The sequence below is a fragment of the Pedobacter hiemivivus genome (assembly GCF_005144565.1).
GTDB lineage: Bacteria > Bacteroidota > Bacteroidia > Sphingobacteriales > Sphingobacteriaceae > Pedobacter > Pedobacter hiemivivus.
This window is the reverse complement of the sequence record NZ_SWDX01000002.1, coordinates 586638-609760: the sequence shown is the minus strand read 5'-3', so window position 1 is coordinate 609760 and position 23123 is coordinate 586638. Positions and strand designations below refer to the sequence as shown.

Sequence of the window (23123 nt, the reverse complement as noted above, 5' to 3'; positions counted from 1 at the left end):
TTTCGATATTAAAAATTTTCAAACTGGGTATCAAACGCAGTTGCAAAGTGCACTTTTTCCAGCGCAGCAATGTCCGTCGCTATTTGCAGTATAGTTCCTGACTGCACCATCTCTATCGCTTTTTCCATCATTTCATACATGATCTGATCCTCCTCCAGGTGCTCGATTTTAGAACGTACAAACTCATGTACAGCTGTTACGATTTTTCCAGACTTTAATGGAGCATGGTAATCCATCGCTTGCGCAGCACAGAAGAGTTCTATACCTAAAATTTTCTCTACATTTTCAATCACCTGTAAGGCTTTTCTTCCACTGATAGAGCCCATACTCACATGATCTTCCTGCCCTAATGAAGTAGGAATACTATCAGCACTTGCTGGAAAGCATAGTCCTTTATTTTCGCTAGCCAAAGCCGCAGATGTATACTGTAAAATCATGAAACCCGAATTCAAACCAGTTTCCTTCATCAACAATTTAGGTACACCTTCCGTATTTCCTTCCAAAGAAAGATAGATCCTACGGTCTGAGATATTGCCAATCTCGGAAGCCGCTAAACAAGCATAATCTAAAGGCATAGCAATAGGCTGTCCGTGGAAATTCCCACCACTGATGGTATTATCTTCACTAAAGATAATCGGGTTATCTGTAACCGAATTGATTTCTATTTCTAACGTATCTTTAAGGTGTAACCAGGCATTTCTAGATGCCCCATGCACCTGCGGAATACAACGCAAGGAATATGGATCCTGAACTTTTGCACAATCCAAATGTGAACTCACGATCTCCGAATCTGCCAAAAGGTTCCTGATATTGGCAGCCACATGTTGATTCCCCGCATATGGTCTTAACTTATGTAATCCTTCGTCAAAAGGTTTCACAGATCCCATCAAGCCTTCCAGCATCATGGCAGCAGTAATATCCGCAGTAGCCAACACATTGTGAAAACGTGCCACCACTTTTACCGCGTGGGCTGCAATAAACTGAGTACCATTAATTAGCGCCAAACCTTCTTTGGCACCTAAAGCTATTGGCTTAAGATGGTGTTCTTTTAAAAGGTCAGCAGTAGCCATAACTGCCCCTTTATAATGCACTTTTCCTAATCCGATTAAAGGCAGGAAAAGGTGCGATAAAGGTGCCAAATCACCTGAAGCGCCCACAGAACCTTGCTTTGGAACTAATGGTATAGCCCCTATTTCCAAATGCCAGATCATCCGATCCAATGTAGCTTCCTGAATACCGGAATATCCCTTGGCAAGTGCTTGTAATTTTAGCACCAACATCAATCTAGCTATTTCTTCATCAATGGCTTCCCCAACACCTACAGCGTGGCTCTTAAGAATATTTTCCTGCAGTTTTTTTGTATCTTCTGCAGAAATCATTTCCGTGCACAATGGACCAAAACCCGTATTAATGCCATAAACTGGCTTATCTGCAAGTGCTATTTTTTCAACTATAGCACTACTTTCTTTTATCTTCTGACGGGTTTCAGGGTTCAAAACCCCTTTCATTGTTCCTTTACTAATTGCCAATGCTTTACTGACTGTAAGGAAGTCTGAACCGTAATTAAAAATCTGATTAACACTCATATCAAAAATCGTTTACACAAATATAACCCCTATCTTTGATACTTATAAATACCAATTACATCATCAACCAATAACCATGAGTTATCAAATAGAACTACGTCACTTGAAATATTTCCAGATTCTTGCACAGGAATTAAAATTCAGAAAGGCAGCAGAACTCTTATTTATCTCACAGCCAGGCCTCAGCCGGCAAATCATGCAGATGGAAGAAATATTTAATGTAAGCTTGTTCGACCGCAGCAAAAAAAAGGTGGAGCTTACTGCTGCTGGATTGTATTTAAAAGAAGAGGTAGACTTTATTTTTAACCATCTGGAAACGATCAGGCGCCAGCTCGAAAACATTAGTCAGGGAAAAGAAACAGAATTACGCATTGGTTTTTTAGGTTCAGCAGCGCAGAAGGTAGTCCCAGAATTGGTGCTCAGGTTAAACAAAGAATACCCCGGAATACAAACTATTCTGGATGAAATGCCCAACAGGCTACAAGTAGAAATGCTCGAAAAGGATAAGCTGGACCTCGCATTTGTCCGCCTACACCGTTTACCAGAAGGAATTTCCCGACACCTTATCCATCAGGATACCTTCGCTATGGTATTACCTATGGACCATCCCATAAACCAAGCAAATTTTAACAGTGTACGAGATTTTAGTCAGGAACAATTTATCTTCTTTTCAAGCGAAGACAGTCCATTTTACCATGAACTGATAACCAGCATTTGCGAGGACGCAGGATTTCGCCCCAAAGTCTTCCATAAATCAGTAAATGCACTCACTATATTTAAGCTGGTTGAGGAAGGACTCGGAGTAGCAATTGTACCCACATCCTTACAATATGGGTACAGTTTAAATGTTAAGTTTATTGAGCTGAAAAATATTCCACAGCGAACGGAGTTATATGTCGCCTGGAAGGAATCGAACAGAAATCCTGCACTAAAAAATGTAGTAGAAATCGTACTTAAAGGAAAAGAGGATGAAGCACTCAAGACTCTTTAAGCAGCTCAGGAATGGTAAAATAGAATGTAGTTCCTACTCCCTCTTCACTTTCTACCCATAAAGCTCCACCATGTTTTAACACAAAATCATTGCAAAGACTTAAACCCAAGCCCGTTCCCTTTTCGCCCGAAGTACCGAAAGTGGTATAGCTTGAATTCTTGTTGAACAGCTCATTGATCTTATGTGTTGGAATTCCGAGTCCGTTGTCCTTAATAGAAAAGAGGACACCATTATCATTCCCTACTGCTTTAAGTCCAATACTTCCTCCGGCACCTGTAAATTTAACTGCATTAGAAAGCAAGTTCCTAATAATTGTTTCCAACATTCCAATATCCGCATGAAGCAAAATATCTCCCTTGAAACAAGGGACGATGTTAATGTTTTTCTTAATAGCCATGGGAGAAACCGTCTGAATACACTTATCGATAAGGCCTGCAAGGTCTTCAATCTCCACAGGATTAAAGCTAACCGCATTGAACTGAGATTTTGCCCAGGTAAGCAAATCTTCGAGCAATATATTAGCATTAGACAACTCGGTTTTCATCATCGAAAGATATAAATGTACTTCATCTGCCGAACTCGATTCAAAATCATTGAGCGTCAAATCCAGCAATTGCAAACTTCCTGATATTGGATTTCGCAAATCGTGCCCAATAATCGAGAAGAGTTTATTCTTTTGCTCATTTGAAGCGGTAAGCTCGGTATTTAAAGCTTGTAATGCATTTTCCTGAAACTTCCTCCTGGTCACATCTCTCATGCTACCTTCAGTACCTGTAATCACACCATTTTCTACATTCAGTTTTGCGTTAACCGAAGCGTAGCGGAGCTCCTCATCTTTGGTTTTAAGCCTGACTTCAAAATCAATGACAGCACCGTTAATGCGCAGCTGTTCTATAATCCGTTCGCGATCCTGTAGATAGTAGTAAAAATCCCCTACAGGTTTTCCAATGATCTCTGTACGGAGATAACCTGAATGATGGGAAATGGAAGGACTGATTTCAGTAACAATACCTTCCTGATTCGTTTGATAAAATACATCCTGCACATTTTCAAAAATCGTACGGTACTTCTTTTCGCTCAGCACCAGATCGTTTTCGATTTCTTTTCTTTTGGTAATGTCTTCAATCTGCGATACGTAATGGAGTGCTTTTCCTGCGCTGTCATAAAGCATCGTAGCTGCGATGATTACCCAAATGGCACTACCATCTTTATGTAGATATCTCTTTTCGTATTTCACTTCTTCAATCTTACCCAGAGCCAAATCTTCTAATATGGTTTGACTCCCCTTAAGATCATCAGGATGAGTCAGATCCTGAATACTAAGCGCCTTCATTTCATGCTCCGTGTAGCCAAGCATCTGACATAAACTTCTATTTACTCTTTCCCATTTCCCTTGGGGACTAATCAGCGCCATCCCAACGAGCGAGTGTTCAAAAGCCTGCTTAAACTGAGCTTCACTTTGATAAAGTTCCTCCTCAAGCTTAATCCGTTTAGTCACATTAAATGCTACCGCGCCAACCATTCCTCCTTCTCCGTCTTTGAAAGGAAATTTATAGGTTTTATAATACTGGGGATGCCCGTTTCGATCTCTTACGGTTTGGTGAAATTCCTTGTTTTCCCCAGATTTGAGCACATCTTTATTATTTAATTGTGCACTCTTAGCGATCTCCTCACCGAAAATCTCTTCGAGCGGCTTTCCTATTATTTCCGGGCTCAAATGGAGTGTATCAAAAAAACACTTATTGGCATATCTTAAAAAATTATCATCATCAGCAATCCAGCATAGCCCTGGCAATTCATCCATAAATGCATAAAACCGCTTTTCATTCATCGTAAAAGCGCCATGTTCTGTGTTTTTCGTAATATCAGAGATCGCGTGATCCAATTCTAATGCTGACTTTGATAGATATTCATGTAAAAGACTCTGGTCTTCAATAGAACTATGGTCCTTCAGTAATTCAACCAGCGCCATGATCTGTGTTAGCGGCCCTCTCACTTTATGCGAATGCATCCAGGCAATATCGACTAGCTTTTTATTTTGATCCTCAATCTCCTTTACATAGTTTCTGTTTTCGGTAATGTCTCTTTGGATAGATACCCAGTGTGTGATGGTTCCGGTATTGTCAGTCACAGGACAGATATTAATGCTTACATCGTAAGGTTTCCCATTTTTGGTATAATTAATCAATTCAACATTACATGAAAGTCCGTTTTTTATAGCGATATCAATTTTTCTTAAACCTTGTTGAGCATGGTTGTAACCATGAAAAACATCAGGGGCTTTTCCAATTAATTCTTCCCGACTAAAACCAGACATACTCAGCAATGCGTCATTAACGTAAATAATAACAGCACCTGATTCAGCAGTATCAGTAATCACAACCCCATCAGTAGTATTGATCACCACAGATTCCAATAGCTTAGACCAATGTTCCTCCTCTACAACCTTAGTGACATCCTGCATTGCACCGATCATCCGGTAAGCGCATCCCTTATCATCTAAACCGATATAACCTTTATCTAAAATATGCTTATAATTACCGTCCCCACATAAAAAACGATACTGAGCTTCCCATCTTTTTAGTCCTTCCTCTAAGTGTCTGTCAAACTTTATAACGACCCTTTCTCGATCTTCAGGATGAATATTATTTTTCCACCAGTCTATATTTGTAATGGAACCTATCCCCCTGTACTTGAGAATCTCTTCTATTCCCTTGTTCCAGCTTAACTGACCTGTCCTAATCGTATAATCCCAAATTACGTCACTTGTTGCCTGAGAAACAATATTATACCTTTCCATGCTCTCCATGACCTCTTTCTGATCAGCTAAACGCCTGGTAATATCATGTACCAAAACAACTCTGGCTTGTTTATCATCAAGTTCAATCTGACTACTTTCGACTTCCACATAAATTAACTCGCCGTTTTTTTTTACATGTCTGAAAGTATTTTTATAGGATTCTCCTGTTTTAGCATTTTCCCTCACAATATTTTTAGCGATCTCTAAATCTTCCGCTGGAACTATCCCAGCTATCGTCATTGTTAAAAACTCCTCTTTCGAAAATCCGTACAGTACTGTGGCGGCAATATTCACATCCAGAAAGTAGTATGTATTTACGTCATAAACCCACATAGGCAATGGGGACTGCTCAAATAAGTTATAGTAGCTTGCTTTTCTTTTCATTTTAGTCCTTTACCTTTCGCATATTACTAAACGGAATGTAGTATTATTTGAACTAAAACACCTCAAAAATCATATTGATTTAATTAAATTCAATTTACCGGCATTGTAAAACACTTGTTCAAAGAAAGTTACGCCATTGAACATTTTTATATTTTTTCCAAAAAATAGCATTTACTGCAGTTATTTAGCGCAGTAAATGCTATTATATCTGGCAAGAATTACTGTTTAACCTGATAATTCCCGGCAACAGCCCCGGTTGATTTCACTATACGATTCCATGAATTAATCTGCGCAATAGCTAGCGTAAGATTGGCAATTTCCTGTTTGCTAAAATGTCTTAAAAGTACTTCATGAATTTCATCGGCCTCAACATCAGCTTTCATATAAGTTAGCAACTCTGCAAATTCAAGTACGGCACGTTCTTTTGGCGTATAGTAAGGTGCCTCCCTCCATGCAGAGACAGAGATAAGCCTTTGAAAACTTTCCCCTGCATGTAAAGCTTCTTTAGAATGCATATCTAAACAATAAGCGCAACCGTTGATTTGTGAAACTCTTAACCTCATGAGCTCCAACAAACGATGGTCCAAACCTGACTTCTCAAGATAAGCCTCTACATGATGCATTGCTCCCATTAATCCTTGTGGCAGTTCATTATTTTTAATTCGTTCCATTGTACCATATTTTTAAAATCAACAACAAGACAAAAAATAGTAATACAATGTGACAGATGTATAGAATTAATTTAAGTTTTTTAATTTATCGGGATTTCTGATGATATAAGCACTAATGACCTGACCATCCTTGATTGTAAAAATCATACATTTTGCAAGTACGCCATTCAGGTAATAAAACAATGCTGGCTGCTGATTAACTAGTCCATGACGTACAACTGCATCCTCATAAAACTTAGTATAAAGACCTTGCAGCAATGCGGCCACAGATTTTTTACCATGTACAGGATTGATAGCGGCACGAGCCTTACCACCTCCATCAGAAATAGACACAATATCTTCATTCAGCATAGCCTCTAACCTGTTCATATCACCAGCGTGAAGGACATTAATATAATTAGTTAAAAAAGACTCAGGCACATTACCACCAGTCAGCTCCTTTGGATCTCCAATGCTTTTCTTTGCCCTGGTTAACAATTGTCTGGAAAGATCCGGCTTAATATCCAATACCGCGGCAATTTCAGCATGATCGTAATCAAATGCTTCTTTTAAAATATAGACAGCTCTTTGTCTGGGATTTAACTTCTCTAAAAGTACCATCAACGAATACGACAGCAACTCTTTACGATTGATACCGGCATCTGCACTTTCAGTAGCCATTGGTTCAGGAAGCCACTCCCCCGGGTAATTCAACACCTGTTTTTTTAACTTCTTCTTTTGATTGATCGCACAATTAATCACCATTCTGATCAGATATGATTTAGCATCTTCAATATGGCTTTGCTCCAAATCCAAAAACTTCAGTAATACATCTTGTACAACATCCTCCGCATCCTCTGCTGAACCACAAATGTTGTATGCATAGTTTTTTAGTGTTGGTCTTAAACGCGTAATCAATTCTGTGTTCATCTTGGTTTTGGATAATCGTCCCTTTCAGATCATCGTTAGGGCGTCTAAATTAATAATAAAATCGACATGCCTTAGTTCCAAACAAATTGGTTCTAATCTTCTTTATACTTTTGCAACAAAGTAATCATATGGAATTAGGAATTAGCACTTTCGGAGAGTTACAACCAGACGGTACAGCAGGAAAGGCGATAAATGCTCAAAAAAGGGTACAGGAATTATTAGAGGAAGTAAAACTGGCGGATGAAGTTGGACTCGATGTATTTGCTTTTGGTGAACACCATCGCCCTGATTTTGTCATATCAGCTCCAGAAATTATGATGGCCGCAACGGCGGCAATTACAAAAAATATTAAATTATCTAGTTCTGTAACTGTATTAAGCTCTGCCGACCCGGTTCGCACCTTTCAAAACTTTGCCACTGTCGACCTCATTTCTAACGGACGCGCGGAAATTATTGCCGGTCGTGGTTCTTTTATAGAGTCCTATCCCTTATTTGGTTATAACCTACATGACTACGATGAGCTTTTTGCAGAGAAGCTAGGCTTATTCATGCAGATCAATGAAGAAGAAATGGTGACTTGGAAAGGAAAACACCGGGCATCCATTGTAAACAGAGGAGTTTATCCTCGTCCAGCACAACAAGCTATTCCAATTTGGATCGGTGTTGGTGGTACACCGGCGTCTGCGCAACGTGCAGGAAAACTCAATCTGCCAATGGCCATTGCCATACTAGGCAGTCCGCCAGAGCAATTTGTTCCTTTCGTTGAACTTTACCGCAAATCCGCTACTGATGCCGGACATGATGCCAGCAAGCTTCAATTAGCCATCAGCTCTCAGTTTTACGTTGCCGAAGATTCGCAAAAAGCAGCAGATGAGTTTTATCCTTCTTATGAAATGTTAATGAACCGCGTAGGAAAAGACAGGGGTTGGTCGCCCATGACTAGACAGCAATATGAATATCTGCGCAGTGATGGTCCTTTAGTTGTAGGAGATCCACAACAGGCTATAGATAAAATCATGCATCAATATGAACTGTTCCATAATACAAGATTCCTTGCTCAATTGGTAACCGGAGCCATATCGCATAAACAAATTCTAAAAACAATTGAACTGTTTGGGACCAAGATTGCACCTGTTATAAGAAAAGAAATCGGTTAAAAACTTACTTAACGGCCACCTGTTTTTTTAGGTTCGCATCTATCAAAGCAACCATTTCAGCAAATTCTTTCTCTGAAAAACCTATCGACTGATAAATGATCTTACCATCTTGGTCTACGATAATGTTTCGAGGGATAGACTGTGTTGCAAATTTGCTAAAAATACTACGATCAACATCCGGAAGTATAGGAAAAGTAAATCCTTTGGCCTTTTTAAAGGGCTCCAATTTATCCCAACCTTCTTCACGTCCAAAAACAAAAAACGCAAAGCCTGTATGATCACTATATTTATCCCAAATCTGTTTTTGAACCAATGGCAATTCGGCATTACAAGGTGGGCACCAGGTAGCAAAAAGATTAATGAGAATGAGTTTGCCCTTATAATCGTTGATGCTAACTGTTTTTCCTCTTTCTATTTCAAAGGAAAATTGCGGAACACTTTCTCCAACTTTCGTTAAGGTACCTTTGTCTTCCTGTGCCATGCTAGCAAAAGGCAGCAAAAACAATAAAACAACTAAGCGGTTCATTTTCATATCTTTTTATTTAATGCAATTTAAGCAAATTGCCTATAGCACAACCGTGCCTGAAAATCCAGCAACTGTCTTTTTCTTTTAACCAAATCAGTTTCTCTAGCTTTACTTACATCATACCCTATAGCTTCAAACTGCTTTAAAGTATGTTCCAGTTCGTAAAAATCTCGGTACTTGGTCTTTAGCTCATCCAAAACATATCTTTGGGCTGCAATAAAATGAAAGTACTTAAAAATATGTAAATCACGTTCTTTCAACTGCGTGCCCAACAACTCATACTCTGCTTTAGCATCAGGATCATTACAAATTTCATTAAACCTACGTACATCATTCAATACCTGATCATTAAATAATTCTTCAATGTGATAGATTGGAATTACTACGGGTTTTTGGTAAATATCTTCCAGATTTTCAACATAGGGCTCTCTATAATTGAAATACCCTTGGTAAATTTCCGGATAATTTTCATTGTACATAATGGGAATGATTTATTTGGTTCTGCAAAATAAAAAAATAAAACATATTTTCAGCTAAAGTGTTAATATCTAAGGTATCTGTTAGTATTTAATCCGTAAATAAAACTACAATGGGAACAACAGAATTACAATCGCAAGACTTTGATATAGAGGTTAATTTAAACGGAAAGCCCACTACCCTTCAGGTAAAAGTAGAAGAAACCACCGATGGGGTGGCATATTACGAATGTATACACTCAGGTAAGAGTTTAACTCAGATCAGAAAAGAAGAAGATGGAAGTTGGGAACAGATCTGGGGAGATCTGGATCAACCTACTGTAAACCTAATTGGATCAGCTATAAGCAATAAATAACACCCATACCATGAGTACACATCAAACTAATCTGAAGCTTCGTTCGGGCAAATTTTCTATTGAAAAACACCAATATGAAAACGTTGGGATGAATGAACGCATGGTATCCATGTTTTTAAGTGGATTATTGATCAGCCGAGGCATAAAAAAGCCATTCGGGGCGTCATTTTTATATGGATCCTACCTTGCTTACCGGGCGTTTACAGGTCATTGCCTATTATACGAAAGATTAGGCATAGATGCCAGCAAGCCACATACAATAAATATAAGAGGAGAATTTGAAATCGAACGTCCTGCTAAAGATGTCTATAACTACTGGCGCAATTTAAATAACCTACCAGGAAGCATAAAGCACTTGCTAAATGTAGAAATGGTTGAAGAAAATCTATCCAGATGGAAATCAAATGTGATGGGCAATTTGTTTGCCGTAGACTGGCAAGCAGAAATTGTTAAAGATGAACCCGGACATTTAATCGGATGGCGATCCATTCCGGGCACATTAATTCAGCATGTTGGACGAGTCGAATTTGCAGAAACACCCGACCAACAGGGTACATTATTAAAAATCGTACTTTCTTACCGCCCTCCTGCCGGCGGTATTGGACTAGGAATGGCAAAATTGCTAAATCCGTATTTCGAGGGACTACTTAAAAAGGAAATTAAAACCTTTAAACATACCATTGAAAATACTATGCCCCGCCGGTTTTAGCCACAAGCGTAAGCAATAAAGCTAATACATACATCGCTAGTATAACAATGGTTAAAACACCCCAAAACTTAAATAGCGATTTCAGCTTTTTCATTGCTATGGTGAAATTCTCTTGATCGGCATACAACACACCTGTATTGGCTGCATTAGAAAATTTAAACATTAAAAAGCTTGGGTAAAACATCATTAGCGAAATGCATAAAAAGTATACCGTTAGAAATGTTGCACCTAATTGGGCCATCGGGTTGCCGGGTGCCGTAGCCACAACGTTTTCCATAATTGCAGTCGCACTAAACGCTGCAAGTGCCATAAAAACGGCAAATACAAAACCTATAATAGAAAGAAACTTAGTCCATTTGGCGGTCTCATAAATATAGCTTCTTATCTCTTCTGTTACGACCAGCTGCTCTTGTTCTTCGGCTGCTTCTTCTATCGGCTCTGTATCTTCAAAATTCTCCATAATCGTTAATTATTACTTAATAAGGTTTAAGTACCCTAAACATAAAAAATATTTTTAAAAAATTGATACCTTTGCGCCAAATCAAGAAAAAAATCATTCATGGCATTACAATGTGGTATCGTTGGTTTACCAAATGTTGGAAAATCTACATTATTTAACTGTTTATCTAACGCAAAAGCCCAAGCGGCGAACTTCCCTTTTTGTACTATTGAGCCCAATATAGGCGTAATTACTGTACCAGACGAGAGATTGACAAAATTAGCCGAGTTGGTTAAGCCAAACCGTATCGTTCCAAATACTATCGAAATCGTAGATATCGCTGGTTTGGTAAAAGGTGCATCAAAAGGTGAAGGCTTAGGCAACCAGTTTTTAGGTAATATCAGGGCTACAAATGCAATCATTCATGTATTGCGTTGCTTTGATGATGGAAATGTGATCCATGTTGATGGTTCAGTTGACCCTATTCGTGATAAAGAAATCATTGATACTGAATTACAACTTAAAGACCTGGATACGGTTGATAAACGCATTCAGAAAGTGGAGAAAATGGCTAAAACCGATAAGGATGCCAAAAGAACTTTCGATATCCTGAGCGTTATTAAAACACAACTTGAAAGCGGGCAATCAGTTCGTTCGGCAGCAGTATCAGCAGAAGACTTCGAATTTATTCAAGATCTGGGCTTGTTAACTCAAAAACCAGTATTGTACGTTTGTAATGTAGATGAAGGTTCAGTGATCAACGGGAATACTTATGTTGACCGTGTTAAAGAAGCTGTAAAAAATGAGAATGCCGAAGTATTGGTGATCTCTGCTAAAATAGAATCAGAAATTGCTGAATTAGAAAGTTACGAAGAGCGTCAGGAATTTTTAGCTGACCTTGGGTTAACAGAATCCGGTGTAAACAAACTTATTGTTGCAGCATACCGCTTATTAGATCTATACACTTATTTTACTGCAGGTGTGCAGGAAGTAAGAGCATGGACCATTACTAAAGGTTTCACAGCGCCACAAGCTGCAGGCGTAATCCATACCGATTTCGAAAAAGGATTTATCCGTGCTGAGGTGATTAAATACAATGACTTTGTAACCTTAGGATCTGAGAATGCTTGTAAAGATGCAGGTAAATTAGGTGTTGAAGGAAAAACTTATGTTGTAGAGGATGGTGACATTATGCACTTCCGTTTCAACGTTTAAAATATTGAAAATAAAACATTACTCTTCGAAGACTGGAACCTTTTGCCATGAAAAATGGCAAAAATTCCTAGGTCTTCTCTGAGAACGTATTATTTTCTATTCCAAACCAGAGATAGATCATCTCAAAAAGTTAAAACTATATTTATGAAACAGATTAAATATTTAGTACTTCTTGGCGCAATCGCCATCGGCTTTACAGCTTGCAAAAATAATGTCGATGATGATTTTGATGCAAACGCGCAGTTAACAGCAGACACTATTGCGATCAGAAAATACGTAACTGACAACAATATTCCAGCCCTTAAGGATAAATCTGGAGTATTTTATCAAGTGATTACTCAAGGATCGGGCGAGGTAGTTACAGTTAATAAAATGGTTACTGTGGATTATTCGGGTAAAGTATTGGGATCATCAAGCAATTTTGATAGCAGTGCGGGTACACCAGTAGAATTTAGATTAAGTAGTTTAATTGCAGGCTGGCAAATTGGAATTCCGTATATTCAGAAAGGCGGAAAAATAAGGCTTTTTATCCCATCAGGATACGCTTATGGCAATAATGCACAACCTGGTATTCCTGCAAATTCGGTACTTGATTTCACGATAGTGCTTTCAAACGCTCAATAATCTTTATAACAGCACTCCTGTTAAAAACATTACTGCAACAGAGAAATAAATGATTAACCCGGTTACATCAACCAGGGTTGCAACAAAAGGAGCTGACGACGTTGCAGGGTCGGCTCCTAGCTTTTTAAGTAGTAAGGGCAACATAGATCCTGCCAGAGAACCCCATAACACTACACCAACCAGGGCTACACCTACCGTTAGCCCTATCAGCATCCAGTGCGGTCCGTACATATCGGTAAAAAAGGTCCATACAAATATTCTTAAAAAACCTATTGTGCCCAGTACAATACCCAGCATCAATCCGGAAATAATCTCTCTTCGCATTACACGCCACCAATCGCCAATTGTAATTTCGCCCAGTGCCATCGCTTGTATAATCAGGGTCGAAGCTTGAGATCCACTATTTCCACCACTCGATATAATTAGCGGTACAAACATGGCCAGAATAACTGCTTTGGCAATATCGGCTTCAAAATGGGCCATTGCAGTAGCGGTAAGCATTTCACCTAGAAACAGGACTACCAACCAGCCAATCCTTCTTCTAAATAAACCAAAAATTGGCATATCCAGATAAGGTTCGTCCAACGCTTGGGTACCCCCAATTTTGTGCATATCCTCGGTATACTCTTCATTAGCAATCCAAAGAATATCATCAACTGTTACAATACCAAGCAAAACATTGTTATCATCAACCACTGGTAAAGCTACCCGGTTATTCATCCTAAACACATTAATGGCTTCCTCTTGCGGATCGTTAACTTTTAATGAAATCAAGCGATGATCTGTTAGTTCACCAATTTTAGCCTCAGGATCTGCCAGTAAGACTTCCCTGATTCGGATGTCATCCAACAATACGCCGTCTTTATCAATTACATAAACCACATCAATGGTTTCAGAGTTTTTACCATAGCGTCTAATGTGCGACAATACCCGGCTAACCGTCCAGTCTTTTTTAACGGCTACATAATCGGGAGTCATCAACCTACCCACACTATCCTCTTCGTACCCTAATAGTGAAAGTGCCTCAATTCTATCTTTTGCTGGTAACAGGATAATGAGTTTTTTTACAGCATCCCCTTTCAGTTCGCTAAACAAAGCGGTACGGTCATCTGGAGGCAACAAGTTGATTAGCTCAGCCAGTTTATTTCCCGGAAGTTTTTTAATGATTTTTTCCTGTGTAGGAAAATCAAGGATTCTGAAAACATTAACTGCCCTTTTTATAGACAGCGTATCAATAAATTTTACTGCATGTTGGGGAAGCTCATCTATCAAATGCTCAACATCCGAAATGTTAAGATCATCCAGGTAAACTTTTAATTGTGTGTCATCATCCTGTTCTAACAGTCTAACTATCTCTTCAACTACTTCCTCTTCCATATATACGCAGTTCTTTTACATCTTTATTCGTTTGCTTTACAGTTTTGCAAAAGTGCCTTTTATTTTTTAAAAAGCGGCCTTTTTATGTGATTAATTGATAGTTTATTTTAAGCCAGATATATGAGCCAAATACCGCTCGAAAATCATGCTTTTACTCCCCTTCAATCCCTTCTTGGCTACCCCCCTTCCCCAAGCCTTGCAATATTCCTATTACACAATGAAACCTTCCAAGGCTAAAACACACCTTAAAAGACATTAATTAACTTTAAATTAAAATAAAACAGCCGAGTGATAAGGATTAATTTGTTTTTAAAAAAAAAGACTTAAGTTTGTAATATGAAGTATCTAGCTATCATATTCACCATATACGTAATGGCCCTGTCCGCATGGCCATGCTGTGGTAGTGAAGCAGATCTTCCATCAGGGCATGAAGATGCATGTTATTCCGCTTCAGACAGCCATAGCGAGAAACATGAAAACCCACATGCCTGTTCACCATTTTTTCATGCCAGTACTTATCATGCCTTTGTAGCTTCGGCATCAGTGAGTAAAGCTCCAGCACTTGTCGTAACAGAACAAAATAACAGTTTCCCTAATTATCTGGCCGTTGCTGTGATCTTATTTCCTGGCGAAATTTGGCAGCCCCCTCAATGGGTATAATTAATCTCAGATTTTTTCTTTTTAATTATTAACCCACGCAATTTCATGGCAAAACCTTGCCATTGATCTGCTGTAAAATAACATCATTATATGTTTAATAAGATTATTTTATTCTCTATAAAGAATAAACTAGCAATTGGCATAATGACCCTGGCATTAGTCATATGGGGGATTTATTCCTTAACAAGATTACCTATTGATGCGGTCCCCGACATCACAAACAATCAAGTGCAAATTATCTCGCAAGCCCCTAGTCTTGGCGCACAAGAAGTGGAGCAATTCATTACAGCACCTATTGAGCTGTCTATGGCTAACATTCCCAATGTGATCGAAAAACGCTCTATATCGCGTTCCGGAATATCTGTGATCACCATTGTTTTCGAAGATGACACTGACATTTACTGGGCAAGGCAACAGGTTGCCGCACAACTAAAAGAAGCTGAAAGCATCATCCCTGATGGTATGGTCGAGCCAACACTGGCCCCTATCACCACCGGCCTTGGCGAAATTTATCAGTACGTATTGCATACTAAAAAAGGCTACGAAAATAAATATACAGCTACGGATTTAAGAACCCTCCAGGATTGGGTAGTAAGAACCCAGCTTGCCGGAACCAAGGGCGTTGCCGAAGTAAGTGGCTGGGGTGGTTATGTAAAACAGTACGAAATTGCATTGGACAATGAAAAGCTGAATGCCAATAATGTAACCATTTCTCAGATTTACGATGCGCTTAAAAATAACAATGAAAACACTGGTGGTTCGTATATAGAGCAACAAAGTAATGCCTATACCATCCGCGGCATCGGTCAGGTTAAGTCTCTGGACGATATTGAAAAGATAGTAGTGAAGAATGTTGGTGGTGTACCAGTCCTGATCAGAGATATTGGAACCGTACAATATGGCACAGCCATAAGATATGGTGCTGTAACCAGAAATGGTACTGGTGAAGTGGTAGCCGGAATTACCCTGATGTTGAAAGGTGAAAACTTTAATCAGGTAATATCAAATGTAAAAGAAAGGATTACACAGATCCAAAAGACTTTACCTGAAGGCGTGGTTATAGAACCTTATATAGACCGTACCGAACTGGTTGGTCGCTCGATCAGTACAGTTCAAAAAAACCTGATTGAAGGGGCCCTGATTGTAATTTTCGTACTCTTACTCCTACTAGGAAACTGGAGAGCCGGACTAATTGTAGCTTCGGTGATTCCTTTATCCATGCTGTTTGCCTTTTCTATGATGCGTCTTTTTGGAGTTTCAGGCAACCTGATGAGTCTGGGGGCCATAGACTTTGGTCTAATTGTAGATGGCGCGGTAATTATTGTAGAAGCGATCATATTCAGACTCACAGAAAGTAATCTTTTTAAAAGTACACCAAGGTTAACCCAGCAACAAATGGACAAGGAAGTTTTTACAGCTTCTTCGAAAATCAGAGCCAGTGCAACATTTGGCGAAATCATCATCCTTATTGTATACCTGCCACTATTATCACTAGTAGGTATCGAAGGCAAAATGTTTAAGCCTATGGCCGAAACCGTAGTTTTTGCCATTGTGGGTGCCTTTATTCTATCGCTCACTTATGTACCGATGGTAAGCGCATTATTTTTAAGCAAAAACACGGAGCATAAAAGAAATATATCCGACAAGATCATGGATTTTTTCAAGCGCGTGTACAAACCTCTGCTTGAACGGGCCCTTGGCTTTAAAAAACTAGTTGTAGCCATTGCTATTGTCTGCTTTGGATTTACCTTATGGGTATTTAGCAATATGGGGGGCGAATTTCTGCCTCAGCTTGAAGAGGGTGATTTGGCCGTTGAAATTGCTATGGCACAAGGAACCTCGCTTACGCAGGTGGTAGAAACATTTAGCAAGGCTGAGAAAATATTGAAAGATAAGTTCCCAGAGGTGAAACAAGTCGTAACAAGGATTGGAAGTGCAGAGATACCAACTGATCCAATGCCGATTGAACGGGGTGATATGATGGTGGCTATGCTGCCTAAGGAAGAATGGACTTCTGCTAAAACCAAGGAAGAAATGTCGGAGAAAATGGAAGAAGCATTATCCATTTTACCGGGTGTAAGTGTAGAGCTTACCCAGCCTATGCAAATGCGTTTCAACGAGCTCATGACTGGTGTTAGACAAGATGTAGCCATTAAAATTTATGGTGAAGATCTGGATGTACTGGTAGAGGAAGCTAATAAAGTTTCCAAACTAATAGCGCCAGTAGCCGGTGTAAGTGAGCCTTTCGTGGAACAAGTAACTGGACTACCACAAGTGTTGGTGACTTACGATAGGGATAAAATTGCACAATATGGATTAACAATTGGCGACATCAATAGTATTTTAAAAACCGCTTTTGCCGGAAATGTGGCAGGAGTAGTATTTGAAGGTGAGAAACGCTTTGACATGGTGGTACGTTTGCAGCGCGACCTTCGTGAAAACATTTCCAATATAGAAAACCTATATATTCCCCTTCCATCGGGCAATAAGGTCCCTTTAAACCAGGTGGCAAAGGTCGAGCTTAAAGAAGCACCCGCTCAAATCTCCCGTGAGGATGGTAAAAGACGTATTTACGTAGGTTTTAATGTCAAAGGAAGAGATGTAGAACGAACTGTTGCAGAAATTCAGCAGATACTGGAATCGAAGTTGAAACTTCCATCGGGATACTACATCACCTATGGTGGTCAGTTCCAAAACTTGAAAGAGGCAAAAGACAGGCTTTCAATAGCAGTTCCAGTAGCTATGCTTTTAATCCTGGCCTTGCTTTACTTTACTTTCAGATCTTTTACACAGACCATATTGATCTTTACAGCGGTTCCATTATCAGCTATTGGCGGCGTGTTTGCCTTATTGCTTAGAGGTATGCCTTTCAGTATCTCGGCCGGAGTTGGTTTTATAGCCCTGTTTGGTGTTGCTGTATTGAATGGAATTGTACTCATCTCCTATTTCAACCAGTTGAAAGAAGAAGGTGTTACTGACGTCTACAAACGTGTAATGCAGGGGACAGCGGTAAGGCTTAGACCGGTAATTATGACCGCGGCTGTGGCTTCATTGGGCTTTTTACCAATGGCCTTATCGGGTGGTGCAGGTGCTGAGGTGCAAAAACCATTGGCAACGGTAGTAATCGGTGGTTTGCTCTCCGCAACGCTACTTACCCTATTTGTACTCCCTTGTCTATACATATTGGTTACAGATCGTAAAAAGAAACTAACTATGCTTACAAAACCATTGGCAATGATCCTTTTAATTTTTGCAGGATTAGGATTTACAGGTTCAGCTAAGGCACAGCAATTACCTATCTCTGCAGATACAGCTGTTGCACTTGCGCTAAAAAACAACCTGCAATTAAAATCATCCGGATTGGCAGTCGACCAGTCGAGGGCCATGCAGAAAACTACTTTTGATCCTGGAAAAACCGCATTCAGCGTTTCACAAGATCCGACGGGTGGTGGTAGCAACGACAACTCCATCTCTGTTTCTCAAAGCTTTGCCTGGCCTGGCTTTTATAAAAACCAGAAAAAAGTATTGACTGGGCAAACTGGCTTAATGGAGAAAATAGGTAATTACACCAAATCGGAAATTACCCGTGACACCCGATTAGCTTACTATAACCTGATTTACGGCATCAACACTTTAAAAGTACTGGAATTGCAGGACAGCATCTACCGCAATTTCATTAAAAAATCAGAGCTCAGATACAAAGTAGGTGAAACATCTAACCTGGAACTCATTACTGCAAGGAACAAATATCAGGAAGTGCAAGCCTTAAAAAAGGCAGCAGAGACTGACCTGGCTATTCAACAGTTAAACCTTCAGCAATTGCTAAATTTAAAAACAACCATCAGTCCTGCTGAAAAAGTGCTTCCGGTACTTGCTTTAACTGAAACGGGAACAAATGGAACGGACAATAGTCCGCTGATTGATGTGTACCAACAACAAATAGCAGTAGCTAAGGCCAAAATTGATTTGGAACGTTCTCGTGCTATGCCTGATCTTACGCTTAGTTATGCACAACAATTTCTAATTAAATCTTTCAATCCTGCAAATATTGATCGTAGCTACACCCCAGGAACCCGTATCGCAGGTATTCAATTAGGTATTGCTGTGCCCATATTCAATGGTGCTGGCCGTGCCAGGGTAAACAATGAGAAGATTGCAGTGCAAATTGCAGAAACGGATTACCAGCGCATACAAAACCAGCTGGCCATGCAATACCAGCAAGAGCTTCAAAATTATGCCCAGCATACAAGTATAGCAGATTACTTTACTTCTGGCGGCTTAAAGCAAGCCGATGAGCAGCTACGCATTGCACAGGTATCTTACGATCTGGGAGAGATTGGTTACATTGAGTTTATCCAAAATATGGCCTTAGCTGTACAAAGTAAACTCAATTATCTTCAAAATGTTAACCAGTTGAACCAATCAGTTATTCAATTACAATTTTTAAAAGGGAACTAATCAAATGAACGCAACACCATATATCAAAAGAAACATAGCTGTACTCATCTGTTCAGCATTTATTATGACCGCAATCAGTTCTTGCGGTGATACAACAAAGAAAAACGAAACAACAACTGAAGCAGCACACGATCACGGCGCTGAAGGTCACGAAGAACACAGTGAAGCCCTTGAGCTGAGTCAGGAACAAATGAATGCTGTAGGTATTGTAATTGGCAATATCGAACAAAAGAACCTTACGGCGGTAGTAAAAGCAAGCGGACAATTAGCCGTACCACCACAAAATGCCGCCCAAATCAACGTTCTTACTGGTGGTATCATCAGAAAGATCAATGTAATTGAAGGACAGCGCGTAAGTAAAGGACAAGTATTGGTGACTATTGAAAACCAAGACTTGATCAGACTTCAACAGGATTATCTGACCGCTAAAAGTGGCTTTAGTTTTATAGAAGCCGAATACAACCGTCAGCAACAGCTTAAAGCTGCTGATGCGGGTACAGGAAAAGCGCATCAACAGGCCGAAGCCAATTACAATGCCGAACGCGCCAAACTAAAAGCTTTGGAACGTCAGCTTCAGCAATACGGTATTTCCATTAGCCGTATTGCATCTGGAAACATCACCTCGCAAGTGCCGGTTACCGCTCCTATCAACGGTACAATAGGAAAAATCTCAGCAGAGACTGGATCCTATGCACAACCGGGGGTGTCGATCATGGATATTGTAGACAACTCTAAAATCCATGCTGATCTAATTGTATTTGAAAAGGATTTATCCAAGATTAAAGTGGGCCAGAAAGTTGATTTCCGGTTAACCAATCAAAAGAATGAGCAAATTGAGGGGCAAATCTACGGCATCAATAAATCATTCGAGAATGATAGTAAAGGAGTAGTTGTTCATGCGGTTATCAAAAAACCGGGTGCCAACCTTATCCCAGGAATGTATGTAACCGGTCTTATCGGTGTCGGTACTGAAACAACCAGTGCTGTACCGATCGATGCGGTGGTACGATCTGAAGGTAAAGAGTTCATCTTTGTGGTTGATGAAAGCGCCAAAGCTGCACATGAAGAAGAACATGGTCATACCCATAAAGGAGAAGCAGAAGAAAAACATAAGGAAGAAGATGCAAAAGATCAAAATTCAGTGCATTTCAAAAAAGTGGAAGTAACTACCGGAGTTTCAGAACAAGGTTATATTCAGATCACTCCTATAGAAAAATTACCTACCGATGTTAAAATAGTCACAAAAGGGGCCTTTTATTTGCAGTCAAAATCATCAGGGCCAGCAGAGCATAGCCATTAATTGAATATTAGCATAAAGCATATGATAAAGGAAGCGGAAAGCAGACTTAAAGCCAAGCAAATTAACCCTACCGCCATGCGGTTACTGGTATTAGAGTTTTTAACTAAACAATCTGCAGCTATCAGTTTAAATGATCTTGAAAAAGGCATGGCTCCATCCGACCGCATCACCCTATACAGAACGCTAAAAACTTTCGAAGAAAAGGGATTGGTGCATAGTATAGAGGATGGTAGTGGTGCGACCAAGTATGCTTTATGCGATGAAGATTGTGATGCTGAAAACCATCACGATCTTCATGTTCATTTTTATTGCAACAACTGCAGGGAAACCTTTTGCCTACCCAACACCAGCATTCCAGAAATGGCCTTACCTGAAGGCTTTCAACAACAGGAAATGAACCTTATTATTAAAGGCGTTTGTAAAGTTTGCAATAGCATTGCATAATGTCTTACCTTACCTTTGATTTATAATTTAAGGTAATGAAAGCATCCGACATAAATTCTGACTGCTGTGCGGCAGAAGAACTCAATCATAAACATCATCACAATAACGACCAACAAGCTCATGTTGAGCATAGTGACGACGATGGGCATAACCATGGTGCTGAAGCCCCTCAAAGTTGGACCAGTCACTGGCCACTCCTGACCGCACTTGCGATTGTCGTGGTAATGATGGTACTTGAATATGGTTTCCACATCACCTTTAACAACCTCATACAACTGCTCATCTTTATCCCTGCATATTTCCTTGCTGGATATAATGTATTGAATCTTGCCTTTAGAAAAGCCATAAGATTTGATTTCTTTAATGAATTCGTGTTGATGAGTGTAGCCACAATTGGTGCTTTTGCCATCGGCTCTTATAGTGAAGGTGTAGCCGTAATGGTTTTCTATTCAATAGGCGAATGGTTTCAGGATAGTGCTGTGAGCAATGCCAAAAGAAGCATTAAAGCCCTACTCGATATTAGACCCAATGCGGTTGACGTGATCAGAGATGGAAAAGTAATTACTGTTGATCCTACCGAAGTAGCTATTGATGAGACCATACAGGTAAAACCTGGCGAAAAAGTAGCATTAGATGGAATACTGCTATCAGACAGGGCTACCTTCAATACCGCAGCATTAACCGGAGAAAGTAAGCCCGACAACAAAATTAAAGGTGAAGTTGTGCTGGCCGGAATGATCAATCTAGAACAATTGAGTACCGTTAAGATTAAGGCCGCTTTTAAAGACAGCAAACTAAGCAAAATACTAGAAATGGTTCAGGATGCTACTGCTCGAAAGTCACAAACACAGCTTTTTATCTCGCGGTTTGCTAAAATATACACCCCTATAGTATTTGCACTGGCTGTTTTAGTAGTCCTGCTCCCCATGCTCTTTGTTACAGATTATGTTTTTAAAGATTGGTTATACCGAGGCTTGGTATTTTTGGTCATCAGTTGCCCATGTGCACTTGTAGTCTCCATCCCGCTGGGGTATTTTGGTGGAATTGGTTTAGCATCAAAAAATGGAATCTTGTTTAAAGGATCAAACTTTTTGGATGTAATGACCAAAGTAAATACCATAGTGATGGATAAAACCGGTACGCTAACTAAGGGTGTATTTGAGGTTCAAAAAGTGGTGACCAATAATTTCAATGAAAAAGAGTTGATCTCGCTAACCGCAGCTATTGAGAGTAAATCTACCCACCCTATTGCGCTTGCTGTGGTTAAGTATGCAGGAAAGGTTTCTCATGACATCAAAATCGGACACATAGAAGAAGTTGCAGGCCATGGTCTTAAAGGAACCATAAACGACAAAGCTATTCTTGCAGGAAATACCAAGCTGCTTACAAAGTTTGGTGTTGATTACGACCACAGTATCGACAGTGAAGCAGACACTATTGTAGTGGTTGCCGTTGATGGCAAATATGTAGGTTACATCACTATTGCCGATGAGATTAAAGAGGATGCGAAGCAGGCCATTACTGATTTGCACCGTTTAAACATCCAAACGGTAATGCTTAGCGGGGACAAACAAAGTGTAGTCGACAAAGTGGCTAAACTATTGGGCATAGATAATGCTTTTGGAGATCTGTTACCCGAGCATAAAGTTAAAAAGGTAGAAGCCCTTAAAAATGAAGGTAAGCACCTGGCCTTTGTAGGTGATGGTGTAAATGATGCCCCAGTTGTAGCCCTTGCAGACGCAGGAATTGCCATGGGCGGTCTGGGAAGTGACGTTACAATAGAAACAGCCGACATTGTCATTCAAAACGATCAGCCTTCTAAAATTGTAACCGCTATAAGAGTTGGAAAGCTAACCAGAAACATTGTTTGGCAAAATATTGGTTTAGCTATGGGCATCAAAATCATCGTTTTGATTTTGGGTGCAGGTGGTGTGGCTACCTTATGGGAAGCTGTAATTGCCGATGTTGGCGTAGCCTTATTGGCTATTTTAAATGCAGTGCGTATTCAGCAAATGAAGCTGTAAATGCATTGCCAATTGAA

Annotated in this window: 19 protein-coding genes; 11 read left to right on the top strand and 8 right to left on the bottom strand. The window is 39.8% G+C overall.

The annotated features are described in order from the left end of the window. Positions 1 to 8 precede the first annotated feature (8 nt). The gene (hutH, locus tag FBD94_RS05995) at positions 9 to 1586 is read right to left on the bottom strand and encodes a histidine ammonia-lyase (protein WP_136879472.1); all 1578 of its coding nucleotides are present in this window, start codon (positions 1584 to 1586) and stop codon (positions 9 to 11) included. Positions 1587 to 1662: 76 nt separating this feature from the next. On the opposite strand from hutH, the gene FBD94_RS05990 reads away from it, so the two are divergent. Next, positions 1663 to 2577 carry a LysR substrate-binding domain-containing protein gene (locus FBD94_RS05990; protein WP_136879471.1) on the top strand — a complete coding sequence of 305 codons (915 nt, stop codon included), beginning with the start codon at positions 1663 to 1665 and terminating at the stop codon, positions 2575 to 2577. Here the strand turns inward: FBD94_RS05990 and FBD94_RS05985 are convergent. The 3 genes from FBD94_RS05985 to FBD94_RS05975 form a co-directional block, all read right to left on the bottom strand. Then, the gene (locus tag FBD94_RS05985; RefSeq protein ID WP_136879470.1) at positions 2564 to 5761 is read right to left on the bottom strand and encodes a PAS domain S-box protein; all 3198 of its coding nucleotides are present in this window, start codon (positions 5759 to 5761) and stop codon (positions 2564 to 2566) included. The genes FBD94_RS05990 and FBD94_RS05985 overlap by 14 nt on opposite strands. Positions 5762 to 5979: 218 nt before the next feature. Next, a complete protein-coding gene (locus FBD94_RS05980; protein WP_131606293.1) occupies positions 5980 to 6432 on the bottom strand; it encodes a carboxymuconolactone decarboxylase family protein in 453 nt (150 codons plus the stop codon). Positions 6433 to 6498: 66 nt separating this feature from the next. Further along, entirely contained in the window at positions 6499 to 7341 is an 843-nt protein-coding gene (locus tag FBD94_RS05975) for a sigma-70 family RNA polymerase sigma factor (protein WP_136879469.1), read from the bottom strand. Positions 7342 to 7469: 128 nt separating this feature from the next. Between FBD94_RS05975 and FBD94_RS05970 the strand changes: the two genes are divergently transcribed. Next, positions 7470 to 8498: an Atu2307/SP_0267 family LLM class monooxygenase gene (locus FBD94_RS05970; protein WP_136879468.1), complete on the top strand. Its 1029-nt coding sequence runs from the start codon at positions 7470 to 7472 to the stop codon at positions 8496 to 8498. 4 nt (positions 8499 to 8502) lie between these two features. On the opposite strand, the gene FBD94_RS05965 is transcribed toward FBD94_RS05970, so the two are convergent. Continuing rightward, the gene (locus tag FBD94_RS05965) at positions 8503 to 9030 is read right to left on the bottom strand and encodes a TlpA family protein disulfide reductase (RefSeq protein ID WP_225874586.1); all 528 of its coding nucleotides are present in this window, start codon (positions 9028 to 9030) and stop codon (positions 8503 to 8505) included. Between the two features lie 20 nt (positions 9031 to 9050). Beyond that, the gene (locus tag FBD94_RS05960; protein WP_131606299.1) at positions 9051 to 9503 is read right to left on the bottom strand and encodes a hypothetical protein; all 453 of its coding nucleotides are present in this window, start codon (positions 9501 to 9503) and stop codon (positions 9051 to 9053) included. A gap of 110 nt (positions 9504 to 9613) precedes the next feature. On the opposite strand from FBD94_RS05960, the gene FBD94_RS05955 reads away from it, so the two are divergent. Then, on the top strand, positions 9614 to 9856 hold the full coding sequence (locus tag FBD94_RS05955; RefSeq protein WP_136879467.1) for a hypothetical protein: 243 nt from the start codon (positions 9614 to 9616) through the stop codon (positions 9854 to 9856). A gap of 10 nt (positions 9857 to 9866) precedes the next feature. Further along, entirely contained in the window at positions 9867 to 10565 is a 699-nt protein-coding gene (locus FBD94_RS05950) for an SRPBCC family protein (protein WP_131606303.1), read from the top strand. Here the strand turns inward: FBD94_RS05950 and FBD94_RS05945 are convergent. Continuing rightward, complete coding sequence (locus FBD94_RS05945; RefSeq protein ID WP_131606305.1) at positions 10546 to 11025, bottom strand: hypothetical protein; 480 nt, start codon at positions 11023 to 11025, stop codon at positions 10546 to 10548. The genes FBD94_RS05950 and FBD94_RS05945 overlap by 20 nt on opposite strands. 99 nt (positions 11026 to 11124) lie before the next feature. Here FBD94_RS05945 and ychF point away from each other — a divergent pair, with 99 nt between their 5' ends. Further along, entirely contained in the window at positions 11125 to 12219 is a 1095-nt protein-coding gene (ychF, locus tag FBD94_RS05940; protein WP_136879466.1) for a redox-regulated ATPase YchF, read from the top strand. 144 nt (positions 12220 to 12363) lie between these two features. Beyond that, complete coding sequence (locus FBD94_RS05935) at positions 12364 to 12843, top strand: FKBP-type peptidyl-prolyl cis-trans isomerase (protein ID WP_136879465.1); 480 nt, start codon at positions 12364 to 12366, stop codon at positions 12841 to 12843. Between the two features lie 3 nt (positions 12844 to 12846). On the opposite strand, the gene mgtE is transcribed toward FBD94_RS05935, so the two are convergent. Further along, complete coding sequence (mgtE, locus tag FBD94_RS05930; protein WP_136879464.1) at positions 12847 to 14220, bottom strand: magnesium transporter; 1374 nt, start codon at positions 14218 to 14220, stop codon at positions 12847 to 12849. A 336-nt stretch (positions 14221 to 14556) separates the two neighbouring features. Between mgtE and FBD94_RS05925 the strand changes: the two genes are divergently transcribed. The 5 genes from FBD94_RS05925 to FBD94_RS05905 all read left to right on the top strand — a co-directional run bounded on the left by FBD94_RS05925 (position 14557) and on the right by FBD94_RS05905 (position 23106). Then, complete coding sequence (locus FBD94_RS05925) at positions 14557 to 14880, top strand: hypothetical protein (protein ID WP_136879463.1); 324 nt, start codon at positions 14557 to 14559, stop codon at positions 14878 to 14880. Between the two features lie 90 nt (positions 14881 to 14970). Then, the gene (locus tag FBD94_RS05920) at positions 14971 to 19338 is read left to right on the top strand and encodes a CusA/CzcA family heavy metal efflux RND transporter (protein ID WP_136879462.1); all 4368 of its coding nucleotides are present in this window, start codon (positions 14971 to 14973) and stop codon (positions 19336 to 19338) included. 4 nt (positions 19339 to 19342) lie between these two features. Then, positions 19343 to 20638: an efflux RND transporter periplasmic adaptor subunit gene (locus tag FBD94_RS05915; protein ID WP_136879461.1), complete on the top strand. Its 1296-nt coding sequence runs from the start codon at positions 19343 to 19345 to the stop codon at positions 20636 to 20638. Positions 20639 to 20659: 21 nt separating this feature from the next. Beyond that, complete coding sequence (locus FBD94_RS05910) at positions 20660 to 21082, top strand: Fur family transcriptional regulator (RefSeq protein WP_136879460.1); 423 nt, start codon at positions 20660 to 20662, stop codon at positions 21080 to 21082. A gap of 35 nt (positions 21083 to 21117) precedes the next feature. After that, positions 21118 to 23106 (top strand): heavy metal translocating P-type ATPase, encoded by a 1989-nt coding sequence (locus tag FBD94_RS05905; RefSeq protein ID WP_136879459.1) that lies wholly within the window; start codon positions 21118 to 21120, stop codon positions 23104 to 23106. Positions 23107 to 23123: the final 17 nt, after the last annotated feature.